The organism is Staphylococcus hsinchuensis (genome assembly GCF_038789205.1).
Taxonomy (GTDB): Bacteria; Bacillota; Bacilli; order Staphylococcales; family Staphylococcaceae; genus Staphylococcus; species Staphylococcus hsinchuensis.
In genome coordinates, this window is sequence record NZ_CP128355.1 from 1,939,268 (window position 1) to 1,960,507 (window position 21,240).

The 21,240-nt window shown below is 33.5% G+C and carries 18 protein-coding genes; 5 read left to right on the forward strand and 13 right to left on the reverse strand.

Annotation, left to right across the window (positions count from 1 at the left end; translation table 11 throughout):
* Nucleotides 1-174: 174 nt before the first annotated feature.
* The 3 genes from dnaE to QQM35_RS09650 are packed head-to-tail and all read right to left on the reverse strand — an operon-like array spanning nt 175 to nt 5,655.
* Nucleotides 175-3,378: a DNA polymerase III subunit alpha gene (dnaE, locus tag QQM35_RS09640; protein ID WP_251519923.1), complete on the reverse strand. Its 3,204-nt coding sequence runs from the start codon at nt 3,376-3,378 to the stop codon at nt 175-177.
* A 20-nt stretch (nt 3,379-3,398) separates the two neighbouring features.
* Nucleotides 3,399-4,334 (reverse strand): DHH family phosphoesterase, encoded by a 936-nt coding sequence (locus tag QQM35_RS09645; RefSeq protein ID WP_251519920.1) that lies wholly within the window; start codon nt 4,332-4,334, stop codon nt 3,399-3,401.
* A 28-nt stretch (nt 4,335-4,362) separates the two neighbouring features.
* Nucleotides 4,363-5,655: a DRTGG domain-containing protein gene (locus QQM35_RS09650; protein WP_251519906.1), complete on the reverse strand. Its 1,293-nt coding sequence runs from the start codon at nt 5,653-5,655 to the stop codon at nt 4,363-4,365.
* 222 nt (nt 5,656-5,877) lie between these two features.
* Here QQM35_RS09650 and QQM35_RS09655 point away from each other — a divergent pair, with 222 nt between their 5' ends.
* Nucleotides 5,878-6,291: a universal stress protein gene (locus QQM35_RS09655; RefSeq protein ID WP_251519903.1), complete on the forward strand. Its 414-nt coding sequence runs from the start codon at nt 5,878-5,880 to the stop codon at nt 6,289-6,291.
* An 89-nt stretch (nt 6,292-6,380) separates the two neighbouring features.
* Here QQM35_RS09655 and QQM35_RS09660 read toward each other — a convergent pair whose 3' ends face one another.
* Nucleotides 6,381-7,070: a metal-dependent hydrolase gene (locus QQM35_RS09660; protein ID WP_251519900.1), complete on the reverse strand. Its 690-nt coding sequence runs from the start codon at nt 7,068-7,070 to the stop codon at nt 6,381-6,383.
* Between the two features lie 165 nt (nt 7,071-7,235).
* Here QQM35_RS09660 and QQM35_RS09665 point away from each other — a divergent pair, with 165 nt between their 5' ends.
* Nucleotides 7,236-8,288, forward strand: coding sequence for a Xaa-Pro peptidase family protein (locus QQM35_RS09665; RefSeq protein WP_342610365.1), 1,053 nt, complete (start codon nt 7,236-7,238; stop codon nt 8,286-8,288).
* Complete coding sequence (locus QQM35_RS09670) at nt 8,285-8,914, forward strand: copper homeostasis protein CutC (protein ID WP_251519894.1); 630 nt, start codon at nt 8,285-8,287, stop codon at nt 8,912-8,914. The genes QQM35_RS09665 and QQM35_RS09670 overlap by 4 nt, the downstream gene beginning before the upstream one ends.
* 359 nt (nt 8,915-9,273) lie before the next feature.
* Here the strand turns inward: QQM35_RS09670 and ald are convergent, their stop codons facing one another.
* Complete coding sequence (gene ald / locus QQM35_RS09675) at nt 9,274-10,392, reverse strand: alanine dehydrogenase (protein WP_251519891.1); 1,119 nt, start codon at nt 10,390-10,392, stop codon at nt 9,274-9,276.
* Between the two features lie 145 nt (nt 10,393-10,537).
* Here ald and QQM35_RS09680 point away from each other — a divergent pair, with 145 nt between their 5' ends.
* Both QQM35_RS09680 and QQM35_RS09685 read left to right on the forward strand, forming a co-directional pair.
* Nucleotides 10,538-11,041 carry a universal stress protein gene (locus QQM35_RS09680; protein WP_251519888.1) on the forward strand — a complete coding sequence of 168 codons (504 nt, stop codon included), beginning with the start codon at nt 10,538-10,540 and terminating at the stop codon, nt 11,039-11,041.
* 415 nt (nt 11,042-11,456) lie between these two features.
* Nucleotides 11,457-12,674, forward strand: coding sequence for an esterase-like activity of phytase family protein (locus tag QQM35_RS09685; protein WP_251519884.1), 1,218 nt, complete (start codon nt 11,457-11,459; stop codon nt 12,672-12,674).
* A gap of 164 nt (nt 12,675-12,838) precedes the next feature.
* Here QQM35_RS09685 and QQM35_RS09690 read toward each other — a convergent pair whose 3' ends face one another.
* From QQM35_RS09690 to QQM35_RS09725, 8 genes are all read right to left on the reverse strand, one after another.
* A complete protein-coding gene (locus QQM35_RS09690) occupies nt 12,839-14,038 on the reverse strand; it encodes an acetate kinase (RefSeq protein ID WP_251519881.1) in 1,200 nt (399 codons plus the stop codon).
* A gap of 83 nt (nt 14,039-14,121) precedes the next feature.
* Nucleotides 14,122-15,069, reverse strand: coding sequence for a class I SAM-dependent methyltransferase (locus tag QQM35_RS09695; RefSeq protein WP_251519878.1), 948 nt, complete (start codon nt 15,067-15,069; stop codon nt 14,122-14,124).
* A 246-nt stretch (nt 15,070-15,315) separates the two neighbouring features.
* Nucleotides 15,316-15,810, reverse strand: coding sequence for a thiol peroxidase (gene tpx, locus QQM35_RS09700; RefSeq protein WP_342610366.1), 495 nt, complete (start codon nt 15,808-15,810; stop codon nt 15,316-15,318).
* Nucleotides 15,811-15,896: 86 nt separating this feature from the next.
* A complete protein-coding gene (locus QQM35_RS09705) occupies nt 15,897-16,544 on the reverse strand; it encodes an RDD family protein (protein WP_251519872.1) in 648 nt (215 codons plus the stop codon).
* A gap of 8 nt (nt 16,545-16,552) precedes the next feature.
* On the reverse strand, nt 16,553-17,551 hold the full coding sequence (gene sppA, locus QQM35_RS09710; RefSeq protein WP_251519867.1) for a signal peptide peptidase SppA: 999 nt from the start codon (nt 17,549-17,551) through the stop codon (nt 16,553-16,555).
* A 245-nt stretch (nt 17,552-17,796) separates the two neighbouring features.
* Entirely contained in the window at nt 17,797-18,570 is a 774-nt protein-coding gene (locus QQM35_RS09715) for a sulfite exporter TauE/SafE family protein (protein WP_251519865.1), read from the reverse strand.
* A gap of 94 nt (nt 18,571-18,664) precedes the next feature.
* On the reverse strand, nt 18,665-19,888 hold the full coding sequence (gene thiI, locus QQM35_RS09720; protein ID WP_251519863.1) for a tRNA uracil 4-sulfurtransferase ThiI: 1,224 nt from the start codon (nt 19,886-19,888) through the stop codon (nt 18,665-18,667).
* Nucleotides 19,885-21,021 (reverse strand): cysteine desulfurase family protein, encoded by a 1,137-nt coding sequence (locus tag QQM35_RS09725; protein WP_251942791.1) that lies wholly within the window; start codon nt 21,019-21,021, stop codon nt 19,885-19,887. Before QQM35_RS09725 ends, thiI begins: the two co-directional genes overlap by 4 nt.
* Nucleotides 21,022-21,240 lie beyond the last annotated feature (219 nt).

The following is a 21,240-nucleotide window of genomic DNA, read 5'->3' on the forward strand; positions in this document are numbered from 1 at the left end:
TACAAATGATAACGTTTACAGCGCTTAAATTCACTTCAACTCGTTAATAGTTGTAATAAAAACACATATGTGAATCAGATACTATTCAAATTATTTTCTTAAAAAATATAAACTGATGGAGAATTAAACATTAACCATCAGTTTACTATAACACAATTCATATGGCCGTTAAAGTTATATAATCCTAATGTTCCAAGGCGTGACTTTGTCTATTAGTGCTTGAATGATTTCGAGATCTTTATTTACAAATCCAATTGTTTTAACTGTTTGTCGTTCACCTTGTAACACTTGAACTGGTATATGTGATTCCCCCTTAGAATGAGAGAGCATATTTTCTAAAACAGTTAAGTCTTCTACATTACGAATGACAATACTTCGTGCAGAGTTTATTTTATGAGATTCAAAGTCATCACTTGTTTCTATTTGGTTTACGATGAGTTGTGGCTTATTATTTCTCGTTTCGAATTTCCCCCTCACGATATACGTTTCTTCATTTTGAAGTAATAGTTCATAATTTTTAAAGCTCTGAGGAAATACGACGCCATCTAAATTTTGTAATCCATCGTTTAACTGTATAAACGCCATATTTTGACCATTTTTCGTTCTTATCTTTCGCACACTATCAACTTGAGCCATAATCGGTTGGTTATCTTTGGCATTATTTAATTTAAAAATACCCAAGTATTGTTTTTGTTCGAAAAATTTCTCCACAGGGTGCGTCGTAACATAAAAACCAAGATATTCCTTCTCATACGCACTTAGTGTCTTATCAGGTAGCTCTTCCTTTTCTTCATATGAGGTTTTTGGCGTTAACCTTTCAATAATAAAGCTATCTTGTTCAACTTGACTTACATCATCTAATACTTGATCAATCGTCTGTAATAACGTCGCCCTATTCTTACCTAAAGTATCAAATGCACCTACCAATATAAGTGCCTCTAACAACTTGCGAGATTTAACGCGTTTGGAAAGGCGTCTGGTAAAATCTATAAAATCATCATACGGCCCATTTTTCTTACGCTCATCTACGATAATTTTAACACTTTGGTATCCAACACCTTTAATCGCACCAAGTGAAAGATAAATACCTTTAGAAGTTGCTTTATAAAACCAATGACTCTCATTAACGTTAGGTGGTAACACATTTAATCCTTGTTGCTTTGCTTCTTCCATTAATTGCACCGTTTTTTTCTCATTACCTATATTATTGCTAAGTATTTGTGCGTAAAAATAATTTGGAAAGTAAACCTTTAAGTAACACATAATATAAGCTATTTTTGAATAACTAACGGCATGTGCTCTAGCAAAACCATAGTCAGCAAACTTCAATATTAAATCGAATATCTGACCACTTAAATGTTCGCTATAGCCATTTGCTAAGGCACCTTGAACAAAGTGTTGACGTTCACTTTCTAATACAGTTCTATTTTTCTTACTCATTGCTCGACGTAATATGTCCGCTTCTCCGTAATTGAAATTAGCGAATTTACTAGCAATTTGCATGATTTGTTCTTGATATATTATTACACCGTAAGTATTTTTCAAAATTGGTTCTAAATCTTCATGCAAATACTGAACCTCTGAAGGGTTATGTCTTCTAGCAATATACGTCGGAATCTCTTCCATTGGACCTGGACGATACAATGAAGTCACAGCTATAATATCCTCAAAATGTTCTGGTTTCAGCCGTTTTAACACGTTGCGAATGCCATCTGATTCTAACTGGAATATCCCTGTTGTATCGCCTCTTGATAATAATTGGAACACCTTTTTATCATCGAATGGAATAGATTCTATATCTATATGAATGTCTTTCTCGCGAGCAACTTGATCGATGACTTGATGAATAATAGATAAATTTCTTAAACCTAAAAAATCTATCTTCAATAATCCGATACGTTCTGCTTCGGTCATCGTCCATTGTGTTAAAATCCCGCCGTCACCTTGTGTTAATGGCGCATATTGGTAAAGAGGATGATCATTAATAATAATCCCTGCAGCATGTGTAGAAGTGTGTCTTGGTAATCCTTCTAACTTCTTACAAATTTCAAACCAACGTTCATGTCTATGATTACGGTGTACAAATTGTTTGAAGTCTTCTTGTTGATAAGCTTCATCTAAAGTAATACCTAATTTATGAGGAATTAATTTAGATATTTCATTCAATGTGACATCATCAAATCCTACTACTCGACCAATATCTCTCGCTACGGCTCTAGCAAGTAAATGTCCGAAAGTAACTATACCAGCTACATGGTGCGTACCATATTTTTCTTGTACGTATTGAATGACTTGATCTCTTTTTGTATCTTCAAAGTCAATATCAATATCTGGCATTGTGACACGTTGCGGATTTAAAAAACGTTCAAATAATAAATTATATTTTATCGGATCAATCGTCGTTATATTTAATAAATAACTCACTAGTGCGCCTGCTGATGAACCACGACCTGGACCGACCATAATACTATTCGTTTTCGCAAAGTGTATTAAATCACTTACAATTAAGAAATAATCCTCGAATCCCATACCCGTAATGACATCATATTCATGTGATAATCTTTCATAGTAAGTGTCATACTGTTGGGGTGAAAGATTAAGGTTATTTAGAGCTTGTTCTAATAATTTCCATAAATATTGTTTAGAAGATTGTTGATTAGGAGTTTGATATTTAGGTAGTAGCGTTTGATTAAATGTCATTTCAGCACGGCAAATGTTTTCAATTTCTAATGTTTGTTGCCATATAGCGTCATTGACTTCTAAATGTTGTAACTCCTCTTGATTATAAAAATGCTCTTCTCTAGAACCATGTTCATTCACAAGATCTAACTTACTATTATCTCTAATAGCTGCTAACGCATAAATTGTATCTGCATCTTCAGGATTTAGATAATAAGCATTTTGAGCCCAAACTTTAGGACGTTTTATCTCACTTTGACTCGTATGATTTACGTATATGTGCTCTATTTCATCAAATTGTTTAATAATTGTTTGGTGTTCCTCTGATGCATTTTTAAAGATAACTACGAGATCTTTCACGTACTTTTTCAACCATTCTATTGGCGTTTCACGCTTATCCTTCAACTTAAGCGCTGAAGAAAGTTGATATAAATTTTTCAAACCATTATTATTCTTAGCGAGAACGACCGTTTCAATATCATATAACCCATCTGTGACATAAATAGTCATACCAAATATTGGGTGAATATTAGCTTCGATACATGCATCGTAAAATTCAATATAACCATATAATACATTTGTATCTGTAATAGCTAAAGATGTATAACCTTGTCGTGCTGCTTTTGACACAACTTCTTTGATTTTCAGGCTAGAATGTAATAGATCGTATGCTGTGTGAATATTCAAATGCACTGACATGAGAAACACCTCTTATTAGATTACAACTTATTATTTAACGCTTCAGCTAATAGGTTAAAACGTTCCCAACTACTAACTGATACTCCGGAAGCATTAGGATGGCCTCCACCACCAAAGTCACTAGCAACATCATTAATTACAATATTTTTAGAACGGATGCGACAGCGGATTTCAGACCCTTCATCAACTGCAAAGACCCAAATTTTTAAGCCTTTGATATCAGCAATTGCATTTACAAATAACGACGCCTCATTCGCTGCAATGTTATATTCCTCTAAAACATCTTGTGAAATCGTTATTTTACAAAATCCTTTATCATTTAAATCAAAGTTCTGTAATACATAGCCTTGGAATGGCAATAGTTTTGGATCCTTTTCACCTAAATGATTTAATGCCTCATTTGGATTAAATGGATATTCTATTAATTGGCTTGCAACTTGCAACGTATGTGGTGTCGTGTTGTTAAACAAGAATCGTCCTGTATCACCAACAATACCTAGGTAAAGCAATCGTGCAACATTCTCGTCAATGATTGATAAATCATTAAAATGTGCAATGAAATCAAAGATAATTTCACTTGTAGAAGATGCTTCTACATTCACATAATTGACCTCTCCGTATTGATCAACGGCTGGGTGGTGATCAATCTTAATTAACCTTTGACCTTCATTAAACCTTTGATCACTAATTCGTGGTGCATTTGCTGTATCACACACAATAACAAGTGCATCTTTGTATAGATCATCTGTAATTTCATCTATTTCACCCATAAAGTCTAATGAAGTTTCTCTTTCACCTACTACATAAATCTTTTTTTGGGGAAACTTTAATTGTAAATAACGTTTAAGACCTAGTTGTGATCCCAAAGCATCTGGATCAGGTCTCACATGTCTATGTATAATCACAACATCATAACTTTCAATTATTTCCATAATTTCATTAAATTGTTCTACCATATGTATCGCCCTTTTCGTGTAAAGTATATTAGTTTATTAATTGACAAATTATTAATGCCTTGGCAACGTTTTGACTTTCATTGGTCATTGTCACTTCCATCTTAGCAAAATTTCTGCCCACATCTAACATATCATAATGTATTTCTATTTCTGATTCAATTTGCACTGCCTTAATGTAAATGATATTTAAGCTTTCTATCATTACTTCTAACTTTTTCAATTTACGTATTTCATAGCGAATCGATTCTTCGATTAATGCTACAAACACACCTTTACTTAAAGTGCCATATTGACTCGTTAATAATGGCGTTACTTGAACTTTAATATTATCATTAGTGATCGTCATATATTTAGCGACCTGATCGTTAATCTTCTCGCCTACTTGAGGTTGTCGACCTATTAATTGCATCGCAGTTAACACATCTTTTCTTGTAATTACCCCGATGAGTTTCTTGCTCACATCAATAACAGGTAATAACTCAATACCTTCCCAAATCATCATATGTGCACAGCTTGCTACAGTTGTATTCAATTGAGCTTTGAGTGGATTTCTTGTCATAAAATGAACAATCTTATCATCTTCATGCATTTTTATTATTTCCTTACTTGTCACGATGCCTACTAAATGTCTAGATTTATCTACAACAGGAAATCTTGAATGCCCAGTCATATCTGCCTTCTCTTTATAATCAAATAAAGTCATATCGTCAAAAATAATTGAATTATCATTTACTGGTTTTACGATATCTTCAACTAAAAGAATTTCTTTTCTTATTTTCTGATTGTACATGGCTTTATTTATCAAATTAGCAACTAAATATGTGTCGTATTGAGAAGATAACACTGGTAAATCATGCTCATTGGCATATTTAATAATTTCTTGTGTAGTTGAAAAGCCTCCGGTAATAAGTACTGCACTCCCTTTCTTAAGTGCCGCAAGTTGTACGTCTTCACGGTTACCAACAATTAATAAGGTGTTTGAACTGAGGTATTTAACTACATCATTAAGTTCCATAGCGCCAATCGCAAATTTGTTTAATGTTTTTGTGAGGCCATTTTTACCGCCGAGTACTTCACCTTCTACGATTTTTACAATTTCATTATATGTTAACTGTTCTATTTCCTCTCTACTCTTCTTTTCAATTCTTACAGTACCTACACGATCTATTGTTGCAACTAACCCTATTTTGTCTGCATCTTTGATTGCTCTATAGGCCGTACCTTCAGAAACATTTAAATCTTTTGCAATCTTTCTAACTGAAATTTTTTGGCCTATCGAGAGCGATTCAATATGTGATAATATCTGTTCATGTTTCGTCATTATTCAAACCCCATTTATCAAACCATTTGATCATATTATAACTTCTTAATTTTAAAATTGCGAAGTTTGTGTATGGCTTAGTTAATTAACACTATTTCAAACATGTATTGTCTCACAATATATTATTTAAATGCTATGCTGTTTCAATTAAATATAGTTCATAATTATTTCATTGATTTTTAAGAAACGATATTATTAAATAAATATTAAGGAGGGGTTGTTATGTATAAACATATTTTACTTGGCGTAGATACAACTTTAAAAAATGATAAAGCACTAGAACAAATTTCAAAACTAGTGGGCGAAGGTTCAACTGTTACTATTTTAAATGCCATCAATGAACAAGATGCACAATCTTCGGTAAAGTCAGGCATTCATATCGATGAACTCATCGAAAAACGTAGAGAAGGTTTAGCAAAAACACGCGATAAATTAAAATCTTACGGGATACAGTATAATGAACGTATCGAACGCGGTAATGCAAAAGAGTTATTAATCAAACACGCCAATAGCGGTGAATATGAAATCGTTGTATTAAGTAACCGTAAAGCAGAAGAACAAAAGAAAATTGTTTTAGGTAGCGTGAGCCATAAAGTAGCAAAAAGAGCTAAAATACCTGTACTTATCGTTAAATAACTTTTGAATTTTCCACCAATAAGTAAGACCAGTCAACTATAGTAAGCTGACTGGCCTTTTTTATATTGTAAGTTAAATTGTAAAATCAATTAAAATTTAACTTGTTCACCTGGTTTTAGAATTTGAACTTCCCCTTCTTTAACAGCTGATTCGAATTGCTTAGGGTCTTGTTCAATTAATTCAAACGTATCATAGTGTACTGGCACTGTGATATTAGGTTTAATAAATTCATTGATTGCGTAACTTGCATCATCAATACCCATTGTAAAGTTATCTCCGATTGGAATGAAACAAACGTCAACTGGATGACGGTCAGCAATCAATTTCATATCGCTGAATAATCCTGTATCGCCTGTATGATAAATTGTTTTACCTTCTACTTCTAAAACAATACCCATTGGCATACCTAAATAGACTGGGATACCTTCATCATTTGTTAAGCTTGAACTATGGAATGCTTGTACATATTTCACAGAACCAAATTCAAATTCTGCTTTCCCACCAATATTCATAGGTCTTACATTTTCAACATTTTTATTTGTAGTTAAATAATCAGCTAACTCTGCTGAACCAATCACTGTAGCATTGTTTTTATTCGCAAGCTCAACTGTATCACCAAAATGATCAGCGTGACCATGCGTTAAAATAATATAGTCCACTTCTAAATTTTCTACATCTAAGTCTGATAATTCGTTGCTACTAATAAATGGATCAACTATTACCTTTTTATCGTTTGCTTCAAAATAGATTGTTGATTGACCATGAAATGAAAGTTTCATTATATTTCCCCCTGTTCAACTATTTATTTCTACTATACCACGTAGAAGCCGTTTTATAACACGCAATAAGATGAAGCATTTATTTATACGAATGTATTTAAATTTTGAAATTTATTAATAACTCACTTAAAATTAAACTTAATAGATGAAGTGGAGATGATAAATATGAAGTTAAAGCAAATCCAGTCAATTTTAAAAGAAGAACAGGCTCAAGCAGCTTGGATTACAACACCACTTAATATTTTTTATTTAACAGGTTACCATAGCGAACCTCATGAGCGTTTGTTCGCTTTATTAATCAAAGATGATGGAGAGCAAATTCTCATATGTCCAAAAATGGAAATGGGAGAAGTACAAAATTCCCCATTCGAAGGTAAGGTTATTGGTTATTTAGATAGTGAAAATCCATTGTCAAAATTAGACTCAACTTTTGACAAAATGTTAATCGAAGCATACCACTTAACCGTTGCACGTCAACGTGAATTGAAAGAGACTTTTGAAGTAAATAGTTTCGCTGATATTGATCAAACATTACGCGAATTACGAAACATCAAAAGTGATGAAGAAATAGATAAAATTAAAAAAGCGTGCGCCCTTGCTGATAAGTGTATAGAGTTTGGCGTGTCTTACTTAAAAGAAGGTGTCACAGAACGACAGGTCGTAAACTATATTGAAAATGAAATTAAAGCATATGGTGTAAATGAAATGAGTTTTGACACGATGGTGCTCTTTGGTGATCATGCAGCATCACCTCACGGAATACCAGGTGACCGTAAATTACAGCAAGATGAATTCGTATTATTTGATTTAGGTGTCGTCTATGAACACTATTGTAGTGACATCACGAGAACAATTCCATTTGGCAATCCATCAGATGAAGCTAAAAATATTTACAATATCGTATTAGAAGCTGAAGAAAAAGCAATCGCTGCGATTAAACCAGGTGTTAAAATAAGTGATATTGACAAACTTGCTAGAAACATTATCGCCGAAGCTGGTTATGGTGAGTACTTCACCCACCGTCTTGGACATGGATTAGGACTTGAAGAACATGAATATCAAGATGTATCTGGAAATAACGATAACTCATTTGAAGCAGGCATGGTGATTACAATAGAACCAGGAATTTATGCGCCGAACATTGCTGGTGTCCGTATAGAAGATGATATTTTAGTTACTGATGATGGCGCAATATCTTTAACGGAGTATAAAAAATGATTAGAGAAGCTGTAGTAGAAACGATTCAACAATTAGAAGATGCAATTGCAAATGGTGCAGACCGAATTGAACTATGTGATAACTTAGCGGTTGGCGGTACAACACCTAGCTTTGGTATGACGCAAATTGCTTCTGAAATTTGTAAGATGAATAATGTAGAACTTGCTGTGATGATTCGCCCACGAGGTGGTGACTTTATATACCAATTATATGACATTGAAATTATGCAGCGAGACATGAAAGCATTAAAAGAAATTGATGTGGATTACTTCGTCTTCGGTTGTCTAAACGAAGAAGGTGATCTAAATATATGGCAAATGAAAACTTTAAAACAACTTGCCCACCCAATACCAACAGTTTGCCACATGGCATTTGATGAAGTACATGAAAGACGTCAAATGAAAGCTTTAAACCATTTAATTGAATTAGGTTTCACTAGATTATTAACGCATGGTGGCCCAAAAGGCACAAATATATTTGATAATTTAAACCATCTAGGCAAACTTGTAACGCACTCTTCGGGTAAAATAGAAATTATGCCTGGCGGTGGTTTGACAAAAGATAATGTTCATAAACTAGTTGACGCATTTCCATTTCAAGAAGTACACGGAACGAAAATTGTATAACTGAATTTCACATTTGAATAAAATAAAAAACGAGTCTGAGACAAAAATAGGTGTCTCAGACTCGTTATCAATTTGGCAGTAGATGTCTGAATTGAAAATGCGCTTAGAACAAGCTTTTTTCAATCCTAGTCACCCTTGCCGGGGTGGGACTACGAAATCTCTATTAGAAAATTCGATTTCTGTCCCACTCCCAAATTATATCGATATAAGAAGCAACATTATCAGTAATATGAACTTAATACTACACAACTAGCAACCTGGGTTTTAGACAAGTCTTTAAGACTTGATGTCACCTACTGAAAATTATGCGTTACTCCTTAATTGTAATTAGATTATATCTAGATCTATATTAATTAGAATTATTTATTTAATGCGTCTTCAATTTCAACGTAGTCTCTATCAAAAGCATCTGCTACACCTTTATTTGTTAATTCACCTTTGTAAGTGTTTAAACCTAATGAAAGTGCATGATTGTCTTGTAATGCTTTCTTGTAGCCTTTTTTAGCGATTTGTAATGCATATGGTAAAGTAGCATTATTTAAACCGATTGTTGAAGTACGTGGAACTGCACCAGGCATATTAGCAACAGCATAATGAACGACACCATGTTTCTTATAAGTTGGGTCATCATGTGTTGTAATATGGTCTGTTGTTTCGAAAATACCACCTTGGTCGATAGCGATATCTACGATTACAGCACCGTCTTTCATTTTCTTAACCATGTCTTCAGTTACTAAGTTTGGTGCTTTAGCTCCTGGGATTAATACTGCACCGATTACTAAGTCACTGTTTTCAACACATTGTTCAATGTTTAATGGATTTGACATAATTGTATGAACGCGACCATCAAATAAATCTTCTAATTCTTGTAAACGTTTAGGGTTTACGTCAAGGATTGTTACATCTGCACCTAAACCAAGTGCGATTTTAGCTGCATTTGTACCTGCTTGACCTCCACCGATAATCGTAACGCGGCCTTTAGCAACACCTGGAATTCCACCAAGTAAGATTCCCATACCGCCTTTATATTTTTGTAAGAATTCAGCACCAATTTGTGCAGACATACGACCTGCAACTTCACTCATTGGTGTTAATAATGGTAATGACTTGTCAGCTAATTGAACTGTTTCATATGCGATACCAACAACTTTTTTGTCTAGTAAAGCTTGAGTTAATTTCTCTTCATTAGCTAGGTGTAAATAAGTGAATAAGATTAAACCTTCTTTGAAGAATTCGAATTCTTCTTCTAATGGTTCCTTAACTTTAATAACCATATCTACATCCCATGCTTCTTCACTCTTAGAAACAATCTTTGCCCCTGCTTGTGTATAGTCCTCATCTTCGAAATAAGAACCTAAACCAGCTGAAGTCTCAACAAGTAATGTATGACCTTGTTCAACAAGGGCGTGTACACCACTTGGTGATAGCCCTACTCTGTTTTCGTTATTTTTTATCTCCTTAGGAATACCTATAATCATTCCATCCACCTCCAAGGACTATATTAACGTTTATAAAGTGAAAGCGCAATCAAAATAAACGGGCATTTTTACAACTCTTTTAAGTTGTGTTAATTTTCTGTAAATTGTGGTATAATAAAGTAAAGAAAACGAGGGGGTAATTGTGATGAGAACTTATAAAAATATACTAATTGCCGTAGATGGATCACATGAAGCGGAATGGGCATTCAACAAAGCGGTTGATGTTGCAAATCGTAACGACGCTAAATTAACTGTTGTAAATGTCATCGATTCAAGAACGTATTCATCATATGAAGTTTACGACGCACAATTTACCGAGAAATCTAAAAATTTCTCAGAAGATTTACTTAGTGGTTATAAAGAAGTTGCGACAAATGCTGGCGTAACAAACGTTGAAACGCGATTAGAATTCGGTTCACCGAAAGCCATCATTCCTAAGAAACTTGCTAACGAAGTTGGTGCAGATTTAATTATGTGTGGTACTTCTGGACTCAATGCTGTTGAACGTTTTATTGTAGGTTCAGTATCAGAAGCAATCGTACGTCACTCACCTTGCGATGTGCTCGTTGTTCGTACTGAAGAACTCCCAGAAGATTTCCAACCACAAGTTGCAACAGAACATTTAAAATCACAATACAAAGAGCAATAATGAACCATTTAAATCTCAAAGGTAAGCATATCAATTTCTATAACAATCAAATCATTAATGTCTGAGATTTATCGTGCTCCGACTGTTGAAAAGGTAATTTCTATTTTATTCATATGGAAATTGCCTTTTCTATTTATTAGATAAAATAATAGTTATCGATTATTTACCAGTACCTGAAATATTTAAGTATTGTTTCAGGAACAATTTTCAAAAAATATTTAAAGATACCCCACTATACCTTCAACGTTTAATCTTTGAGTTTGGCCTTTGTATATGAATGTTTTCATTGAAGCGTTCGATTTCCATATAAATACGTACATTTTTACAAAAAAATTATTATTGCTTTATATATCATTCATAATTTATCTATATGCTTGATATGTAGTGGAAATTTTGAAAGGAGTCGAATTTAAATATGAAAAAATTCAATAAAGTTATTTTAACTTCAATCGCAACTGTTGGTACTTTAGGTGTATTAGGTACAGGTAGTGTTGCATTTGCTTCTGGAATGAACGCACCGGCACAATCTAACGGTTCTCAACACCAACAATCTCAAGATACAAGAACAGTTGGTTCATTAAAATTTTTAGGTTCACAATCATTACCTCAAAACACAACTTATAAAGGTACAAAAGTTGGTGGATTATCAGGTATTACATACAACCCTAAAAATAACAAATGGTTAGCTATTAGTGACGACCGTTCAGAATATAATCCAGCAAGATTTTATGGACTTAAACTAAACTACAATCAAAATGGCTTTAAAAAAGTTAACTTCAAAGATGTTGAAACTTTAAAACAACCAAATGGTAAAAATTACGTAAGTAAAGATAAATATGACAGCAAATCAGATGATACAGTCGTGGATCCAGAATCTATCCGTTTCGATCCTTTAAACAATAACGAAATTTTATATACAAGTGAAGGCGACCGTACATTAGGTATTAATCCTTTCATAAGAAAGGCTTCATTAAACGGTCAATATAAATCAGATATCCCAGTAAAAGATACTGTAAAAATGGATGATAAAGAACAAAAAGGATTTAGAAATAACCAAGCTATTGAAGGTAGTACATTCTCAGCTGATGGTAAAACGATTTGGACAGCGTTAGAAGGACCATTAAAACAAGATGATGAAGAACCTACACCAGAAAAAGGAGCATTATCACGTATTACTCAATACGATCGTCAAGGTAACGTATTATCAGAAGTTGCTTACCCACTTGATCCAATTCCTGCAACACCTGGTAAAGGTAAATTCGCACTTAATGGTGTTACAGAAATGCTAGCGATTAACGATCATCAATTCTTAACATTAGAACGTGCTTCAGTTCAATCAGCTGATGGCGTGTTCCACAATTATATTCGCGTTTACAAAATAGATGTAAACCAAGGGACTGACGTGAAAAATATGGCATCACTTAAAGGACAAAATGTTCAACCAGTTAAGAAAGAATGCCTACTTAACTTAAACGATGATAACTTCAAAAAAATCGATAACGTTGAAGGAATTACTTTCGGTAAAAAATTACCAAACGGACATGACAGTATCGTTCTAGTAGCTGATGATAATTTCAATAAAGAACAACAAACACAATTCTTAGCATATGAGGTACAACCAGAATCTAAATAATCATATTTAAAGCTGTCAGACTACTACACATTTATTTGGTGAGGCAATAGCTCTATTGAGCTATTGCCTCACCTTTTTCCGTATAAAAAAATCGTATTGTTTCTATACTCCATTATTAGGATATTAGAACAATACGATTTATTTATTAGTATGGAATAATATAATTATTCTACGTTTCCGTATTTCACTACGTCACGTGCTATCATTACTTCTTCATTGGTAGGAATTACGAGAACCTTGACCGGTGAATGTGGGTAATTAATAAAGCCTTCTTCTCCATGAATATGTTCATTTTTCTTAGCATCCCAGTACACACCCATAAATTCTAACCCTTCTAAAACTTTCGCTCTTACTGGATCAGAATTTTCTCCAACTCCTGCTGTGAAGACGATAACATCTACACCATGCATACGTGTTGCATAAGAACCAATATATTTATGAATTCTAGATGCAAATACATCTAAAGCAAGTTGGGCTCTATCTTTACCTTCATTCGCATCCTCGATAATGTCTCTTAAGTCACTAGAAGTACCTGAAATACCTAATAAACCTGATTCTTTGTTTAAAGTATTTAATACTTCTTCTGCACTTTTGCCAGTTTTTTCCATAATAAATGGAATTAATGCTGGGTCAATATTACCTGAACGTGTCCCCATTGTAACGCCTGCTAATGGTGTGAATCCCATAGAAGTATCTACTGATTCGCCACCTTCAATTGCAGCTATAGATGCACCATTACCAATGTGACAAGAGATGATTCTCAACTCTTCGATTGGTTTATTTAAAATATCCGCTGCACGGCGTGACACATATTTATGGCTTGTACCATGGAAACCGTACTTGCGAATACCGTAATCTTTATAATATTGGTATGGTAAACTATACAAGTATGATTTTTCTGGCATTGTTTGATGGAATGATGTATCAAATACAGCTACATGTGGAATCTCAGGTAATAATTTACGGAAAGCTCTAATACCCATTAAATTTGCTGGGTTGTGTAATGGCGCTAGTTCACTCAATGATTCGATCTTCTTCTCAACTTCATCATCTACGTAAACTGATGTTGGGAACAGTTCCCCACCATGAACGACACGGTGTCCTGTACCATCGATGTCATTAATATCATCAATTATACCGTGCTCTTTAAAGCTTTCTAACATAATATTTACTGCATCTATGTGATTAGAAATATCTTCAACTTTCGTGAATTTTTCTCCATCAACTTGAACAGTGAACACCGAATCCTTTAATCCAATGCGTTCAATAAGTCCTTTAGTGATTACCTTTTCTTCTGGCATTTCTATAAGTTGAAATTTCAATGAAGAACTACCAGCGTTTATGGCCAAGATTAACTTTGACATATGCGTAATGCCCCCAATTTATGTGTTGTAGTATTCATTTCTATTTAACCATTAATACAGATCAAATTCAAGGATATTACAGTTTATAATTCTGAATGGTTTTGTTCCATCCAACTATTTAAATCCTGTAAAAATGCTTGGAACTGTTGTGGGTTTTTAAAATCTGGAATGTTTGCTAAAAGCACCTCTACAGGGCGTGTTACATTAGTTTCTTTCTTCTGTAATATTAAGATCGATTTTCTAGCTTTTTCATTTTTAAACAATGTTTTAGGTAAGTTTAAAAATGCTTGCATTTCTGTCTCTGTTGCAATGAAATTTTGAAGCTGTTTCACTTTGTCACCTTCAAAGATATGTGTTGGTACAATTAGAAATGCAAAACCTGAAGGTCTCAATGCAGCCACAGCTTGTTCGATTAAGAGATGATGAGAATAACTGTGTCCTTCTTTAAAACCTAAAGTCATTTGTTGGCTACGTTCATCAATAGGATAATACCCTATTGGTAAATCTCCTACCACAACATCTGCTTCTTCAAACGGTAATGGCATAATTGCATCTTGGGGGTAAACATCGAACGGTATCTCTAAGAAATTAGCCAAATGAACGCTTACTCTTGATAATACTGGATCAACTTCAACGAGATGGTGCATTAATGTACTTTCCATCATTACTTCATGAATAGAGGCACTTAAATGACCTGCACCACTCGCAATATCAGCTACATGCATTTCATCTTTATTTTTTAAAAAGCGTTGTGCTAAAAATCCTAAAATTAAACCAATTGAATCCGGTGTAATTTGATGATTTGCTTGAATATCTTCTTGTTGTAATAAACTTAAATAAGTGAATTGAAATGCCTTTCTACGATCTTGTAACGTAGCTTGCTCTAACAAATCTCTTTGATTAGTATAGACATCTTCCATAGCTAAACCTAAATTTTCAATTAAACTTTGACCATTTTCTTTGTTTAATGATTTTGTTTTGTCGTCTAATGTCTGGAATAATCTTTCCAATACTGTTTCTTCTTGTGTCATTGAATAGTCCTTTCTAAAAAAACTGTCCATAAATTGTTTGAAATAAAGGCATTGCAAATACATCGTTGTTTCAAAATATTTATAAAGTATCTCACTTAAAACAACTCAAGTAATGCAAATCTCAACCTTGTATGACTCAACTATTATGGACAGTTTACTTTATTATGTCAATATTTCTATCTTTTTATAATAAGAATGCGTGACTAATCTACAATATATAAAATTCACGGCAATTCAAAATTATATTTAAATATTTTTATAAGCATTTAATGCTGCTTCAAAGTCTGGGAAATCTGTACCTTCTGGCACGACTTCAGTATACACAAGTTTATTATTTTCATCTAATACAAATACTGAACGTGCTAAAAATCGCAATTCTTCCATAATTACGCCGTAGCTTTTACCGAATGATAAATCTTTATGATCGCTCAATGTAATAACGTTATCTAGACCATTTGAAGCACACCATCTTTTTTGTGCAAATGGTAAGTCTACAGAAATTGTTAAGACAACACCATCTTCTTGTGAAGCTTCTTGATTAAATTTACGTGTTTGTTGGTCACATACACCTGTATCGATTGATGGGACTACGCTAATTAATTTTTTCTTCCCATCATATTTAGATAAATTTACCTCGCTTAAATCATTAGCTAAAACGGTAAAATCAGGAGCTGTGTCTCCTACTTTCACTGGTGAACCTAATAAAGTAACTGGCTCCTGTTTAAATGTAATTTGTGTCATTGTGTATGCCTCCTTAAATTATGTTGACTAACATCATTATAACGATACAACATCTATAAATGAAAAGATCTTGCTTGTACATTTTGTTATTTTTTCTCGTAAAATAACTTTTCTAATTTATTTTTAATAACGACTGTATCTGCAAAGTAATCATGTATACCTCTGTGTTGTGGAGTAAAAATAACTACTAAATACGGTAGACAAGCAAACACACCACAAATAATTCGACCAATCCACTCTCTAAATAACACGTCGGACCATTTTAAAGTCTTTCTATCAATGCGTTCGACTCTAATATTAAATATCATCTTACCTATTGTTTGTTTGAAATATTTAGTCATTAAGACAAAATATAAATAAAATAATAATGCGTCTATTAAATGGCCTATACTAAAGTAATCAATCCATAACTTTGCTTCATCGATATGCGTGAAGGCATATATTGGACTTAATACGAAAGCGCCAACTCCAAATAATACTAACAAATCTATGATGAAACTAAAGAATCTTATTCCAAATCCCGCATAAATCGCTTTCGCTACTTCTTGGTGATACAAATCAGATGTTTCACTTTGATTGGTTTGTGTTTGTGCATCTTGTTGTGACGAATGCTTTGTATGTTGTGCGTCACGATCACTGTTCGATTCTCCTTGTTGGTCATACTCATTAGTCGGATGTATATCAAACTGTTTATTATAACTATTCTTATAAGCATTATTGTTATTATCGCTCATCGTAACACCTACCCTTCATACAAATACATCGGTTTGGCATTAGAATCATTGTTAATAATTGATTTTAAACCGTGAAGATCATTTTTGAATTGTGTGATTGTTGCTTTAGTTTGGAATAGACCAGGGAAGAAACCACCTTCTTGATCATATTGGAAAACTTCTGCATCTTTTGCATGTATATCTTTTCTCAAATCTTTAATGGTTTTATCTTCGTAACTAATCTTATCAATTAAACCGTTATCTTCTGCTTGTTGGGCACTATATATACGGCCATCTGCTAATTTTTTAACTTTTTTCTTCGGCATATCTCGACCTTCTGCCACGATATTCACAAATCGATTGTAACTATCATCTAAAACAGATTGTAATATATTACGTTCTTCTTTAGACATTTTACGTGAACTACTCATTATATCTTTATGAGCCCCAGATTTAATTACGTTTTCTTTTACACCAAGTCTATGTTGTAATTCAGAGTAATCTAAGTTAGACATAATAACACCAATTGAACCTGTCATTGATTGTGGCCCTGCATATATCTTATTAGCAGGTGCTGAAATATAATAACCTCCAGAAGCGGCCATTGTGCCCATATGTACGTAGACTTTTTTACCTTTTTTCTTTATGTCCTTAATTTTTTTATAAATTTCATCACTTGGATATGTACCTCCACCTGGAGAATTTACGGTTAATAACACACCTTTAACTGTGTCATCTCTTTTAACGACATCGAGTTGCTTTAGAAACGCTTCGTGGTTATAACCCGTACTTCCACCAAACGCATCAGCGCCTGTTCCTTCTGTAATTTCACCATTCAATGTTAAATGCGCAATACGTTTATTTGAATTTCCGTCTTTTTCGACCGTTTCTGGGAACGGGTTCATGTCAGACGTCGCACCAGAATCACTAAACATGCTCGTAACAATCGTAGAAATAGTGCTCATGAATATGCCACCTAATACGATAACGACTGCTATAATAATTGCAATTATTCTCTTTTTCGACATTACACATACTCCTATATACAATATTTTATTTCACTATTAATTTAAACATAAGAATTATATATATGTACACCTCAGTTAACTATTATTTTCATATGTAGAAAAACTTAAATCAGCTTGATAATCATTGTGCATTTTACTTATATCCCGAATGATTTAATAAAAATAAAAGGCAATTTCTATATTATTTCAATAGAAATTGCCATGAATACCGGTCTGAGTACTTTATAATCCAGACGTAAAATATTTTAAATTAATGTCATAATGTAATCGTAGGTATTTTTAACGATTAAGATAGCGGTTACAATTATGAATAAAATTTTAACATAACCTACACCTTTTTTCAGTGCAAACATTGTACCAGCATATGATCCAACGATCATACTAAGCGCCATGATTATTCCATAAAAATAATCTACTTCATTTAGAAACATAAATAGCACTAATCCACCTACATTTGAAGCGAAGTTAAGCACTTTGGTATTTCCTGCAGCACTTAAAAAGTCAAAACCAAACATCAGTAGTCCAAATAACATAAATGAACCAGTGCCGCCACCTAGAAATCCATCATAAAAGCCAATACCACTCATCAATAGGACGAAGACGATTGCTTTACCTATAGTGAATTTCTTTACAGAACGGACACTGCCCCAATCTTTCTTAACTAAAGTATAAATCAATACAAAGGTTAAAACGACGATTACTAATGGTTTTAACAGTTCAGGTGGTAATATAATTGCTAAACAAGCCCCACCAATCGCTGCTACGAATACGAATGGAAATAGTTTCCCTACAAGCTTTAAATCTACCTTTCTTGCTCTTGTAAAACGCACAGCACTTGTTAATGACCCGAACGAACTTGCTAATTTATTCGTTCCAAGGGCCACTGAGGGTGCCATGCCGACAGAGAGTAATGCAGGTATCGAGATGAGTCCGCCCCCACCTACGACTGAATCAATGAATGCCGCTAAAAAACCTAAACCTACGATGATCAAAATAATTGAAATATCTGGTTGTAACACTGTGCTAACTCCTAACTATTATAACTTTTTGATCATTTTATATATAAATAAAAGACATTCAGAATCATACCATACTTTTTATAAAAGTTAAAAATCAAAACAAATCTTTTGCTAATGAATTTGTTTCACTATCTTTTTTGCTTTCATAATTTTTATCTATATTTATAGTTTCTACATTATCTACAGCACTTTGAATCATTTCTTCAAAATCAAAACCTTCTTCGTATTTTAACACTTTATCATAATCTGGTTCAGTAACAGGATTTTTAGGTGTAAAGATTGTACAACAATCTTCAAATGGTTGGATTGACACATCGAAAGTTCCTATTTGTTTTGCTTTATGAACGATTTCTTCTTTATCTAACGTCAATAACGGACGTAATACTGGCGTAGAAGTTACTGCATTGATAGCATACATACTTTTTAATGTTTGACTTGCTACTTGTCCTAAATTTTCACCGTTTACAATTGCATTTGCACCGACTTGATGTACAACTTTATCTGCAACGCGCATCATCATACGACGCGTAGATGTCATCGTATACCTTTCATGAACAACTTTATGAATTTGTTTTTGTAGTTCTGTGAATGGGACAATGTATAATTTAATTTCACCTACGTGTTCAGATAAGATACGTGTTAATTCAATAACTTTATCTTTTGCTTTTTCACTTGTGAATGGTGGACTATGGAAGTGGATTGCTTCAATAGTTACGCCTCTACGCATTACTTCCATTCCAGCTACGGGTGAATCTATTCCACCAGATAACATAAGTAATGTTTTACCGCCTGTGCCAACTGGTAAGCCACCTGCACCTTCAATGACACGATCATAAATGTAAATTGCATCGTGACGTACTTCTATCTTAATTACGTGATCAGGATGATGTACATCTACCGATAAATGGTCAGTTTCAGATAATACAGCACCGCCTACTTCACGTTGTAATTGAAAAGTATCATATTCAAAGTTCTTATCTGAACGTTTTACATCTATTTTAAAAGTATCATTTTCTTTATATTGACGAGCAAATTCAATGGCTTGTGCTTTAATTGTGGCAATATCTTTTTCAATCTTTAACACGGGACTGATAGAATAAATGCCGAATACTTGTTTAAGACGGTTACACATTTCTTCCATATCAGCATCTTGCTCTAATTCTATATACATTCTATCTCTATTTGCTTTCACTTTATATCCTTGTAAAGGCATTAATGCACGTTTCGTATTTGAACGTAACTGGTTAACAAACATCTTACGATTTGCGCCCTTTAACGTTAGTTCACCGTATCTTACTAATAAATGATCGTAAATCATTGTAACAACTCCCTCACTTCTTCATAGACTTCTGTAAAGTTCTGTTTAAATTGATTAATATCAGTTTCTGTAGTATTTGCACCCATTGAAATTCGAATACTTCCCTCTATACATTTGGCTGGGATATTCATTGATAGCAGTACTTCATTCAAGCTCGCTTTCTTTGATGAACAAGCACTCGTCGTCGAGAGCATCACATCACGTTTTGAAAACGCGTTTACGAGCACTTCTCCTTTAACACCTGGAAAGCCGACATTCAATATATGCGATGCGGCATCTTGAGGCGAATTAATTTTCACGCCTGAAAACTGATTTAAGAATTGTCGTAAATCGTTATTAAATTGCAATAATTGTTTAAAAAGTTGTTCTGTATGTGTAACTGCATGTTTCATCGCTTTCACGATTGCTATATCTATGGGTAAATTAACCGTCCCACTACGAACTCCAAATTCTTGGCCACCGCCATGAACTATGGTTTCTAATTGATGAACGTTACGTACAAACAACACGCCTTGCCCTTTTAGACCATTAAATTTATGACCGCTTAAACTTAAAGTATCAACACCTTCGAATATTAAATCTACTTTACCAATAGCTTGAACAGCATCTACATGTAAATGTGCTTTCGGATATTGATGTACGATATTTGCAACTTCTTTTATAGGTTGAATTTGTCCCATAATATTATTCACATGCATACATGTCACCAATGCTACGCGGTCTGACATGAGTTCTTCTAGATGGTCTAAATTGATTTTACCTTCAGACGTCACGTCCACATATTTTATTACGAAACCTTCATCCTCTAGTGCTCGGACAACTTCTAGTACAGATGGATGTTCCAATAACGAAGTGATAATTTCATTTGCAGAATCTTTTTTCTTTCGAGCTATGCCTTTGATTGCGATATTATTGGACTCTGTAGCGCCACTCGTGAACAAAATATCATATTCATTTTTTATGTTAAATAACGATTTTATTTGTGATTTTGTCTGTTGTAATAATTGTTCTGCTTGGAGTCCAGCTTGGTGAGGACTATTTGGATTAAAATACAATGACTCATTTACTTTTAAAAACGTGTCTAAAACATCTTTATTAGGTTTCGTCGTAGCGGCATTATCAAGGTATATCACTTTGTTCACTCCTTTTATTTCGATAGCTGTTATCTCTTATTCATTAATTACAATTTGATTATTATACGCCTCATCACCATGTTTGAAAAGCCACTTCAAATCAAATATTGTATCGCAAATTGAAAATGGTTATTTCCAATTCATTTTTTATCAATAATAATCATTGCTTTTAATTTAATCTTATAATGAATATACTTTTAACTCGCATAAAACATCTTA

Excerpts from the sequence above, each read along its gene's own strand:
- dnaE (WP_251519923.1), bottom strand. The coding sequence starts at position 3,378 with ATGTCAGTGCATTTGAATATTCACACAGCATACGATCTATTACATTCT.
- QQM35_RS09645 (WP_251519920.1), bottom strand. The coding sequence starts at position 4,334 with ATGGTAGAACAATTTAATGAAATTATGGAAATAATTGAAAGTTATGAT.
- QQM35_RS09650 (WP_251519906.1), bottom strand. The coding sequence starts at position 5,655 with ATGACGAAACATGAACAGATATTATCACATATTGAATCGCTCTCGATA.
- QQM35_RS09655 (WP_251519903.1), top strand. The coding sequence starts at position 5,878 with ATGTATAAACATATTTTACTTGGCGTAGATACAACTTTAAAAAATGAT.
- QQM35_RS09660 (WP_251519900.1), bottom strand. The coding sequence starts at position 7,070 with ATGAAACTTTCATTTCATGGTCAATCAACAATCTATTTTGAAGCAAAC.
- QQM35_RS09665 (WP_342610365.1), top strand. The coding sequence starts at position 7,236 with ATGAAGTTAAAGCAAATCCAGTCAATTTTAAAAGAAGAACAGGCTCAA.
- QQM35_RS09670 (WP_251519894.1), top strand. The coding sequence starts at position 8,285 with ATGATTAGAGAAGCTGTAGTAGAAACGATTCAACAATTAGAAGATGCA.
- ald (WP_251519891.1), bottom strand. The coding sequence starts at position 10,392 with ATGATTATAGGTATTCCTAAGGAGATAAAAAATAACGAAAACAGAGTA.
- QQM35_RS09680 (WP_251519888.1), top strand. The coding sequence starts at position 10,538 with ATGAGAACTTATAAAAATATACTAATTGCCGTAGATGGATCACATGAA.
- QQM35_RS09685 (WP_251519884.1), top strand. The coding sequence starts at position 11,457 with ATGAAAAAATTCAATAAAGTTATTTTAACTTCAATCGCAACTGTTGGT.
- QQM35_RS09690 (WP_251519881.1), bottom strand. The coding sequence starts at position 14,038 with ATGTCAAAGTTAATCTTGGCCATAAACGCTGGTAGTTCTTCATTGAAA.
- QQM35_RS09695 (WP_251519878.1), bottom strand. The coding sequence starts at position 15,069 with ATGACACAAGAAGAAACAGTATTGGAAAGATTATTCCAGACATTAGAC.
- tpx (WP_342610366.1), bottom strand. The coding sequence starts at position 15,810 with ATGACACAAATTACATTTAAACAGGAGCCAGTTACTTTATTAGGTTCA.
- QQM35_RS09705 (WP_251519872.1), bottom strand. The coding sequence starts at position 16,544 with ATGAGCGATAATAACAATAATGCTTATAAGAATAGTTATAATAAACAG.
- sppA (WP_251519867.1), bottom strand. The coding sequence starts at position 17,551 with ATGTCGAAAAAGAGAATAATTGCAATTATTATAGCAGTCGTTATCGTA.
- thiI (WP_251519863.1), bottom strand. The coding sequence starts at position 19,888 with ATGATTTACGATCATTTATTAGTAAGATACGGTGAACTAACGTTAAAG.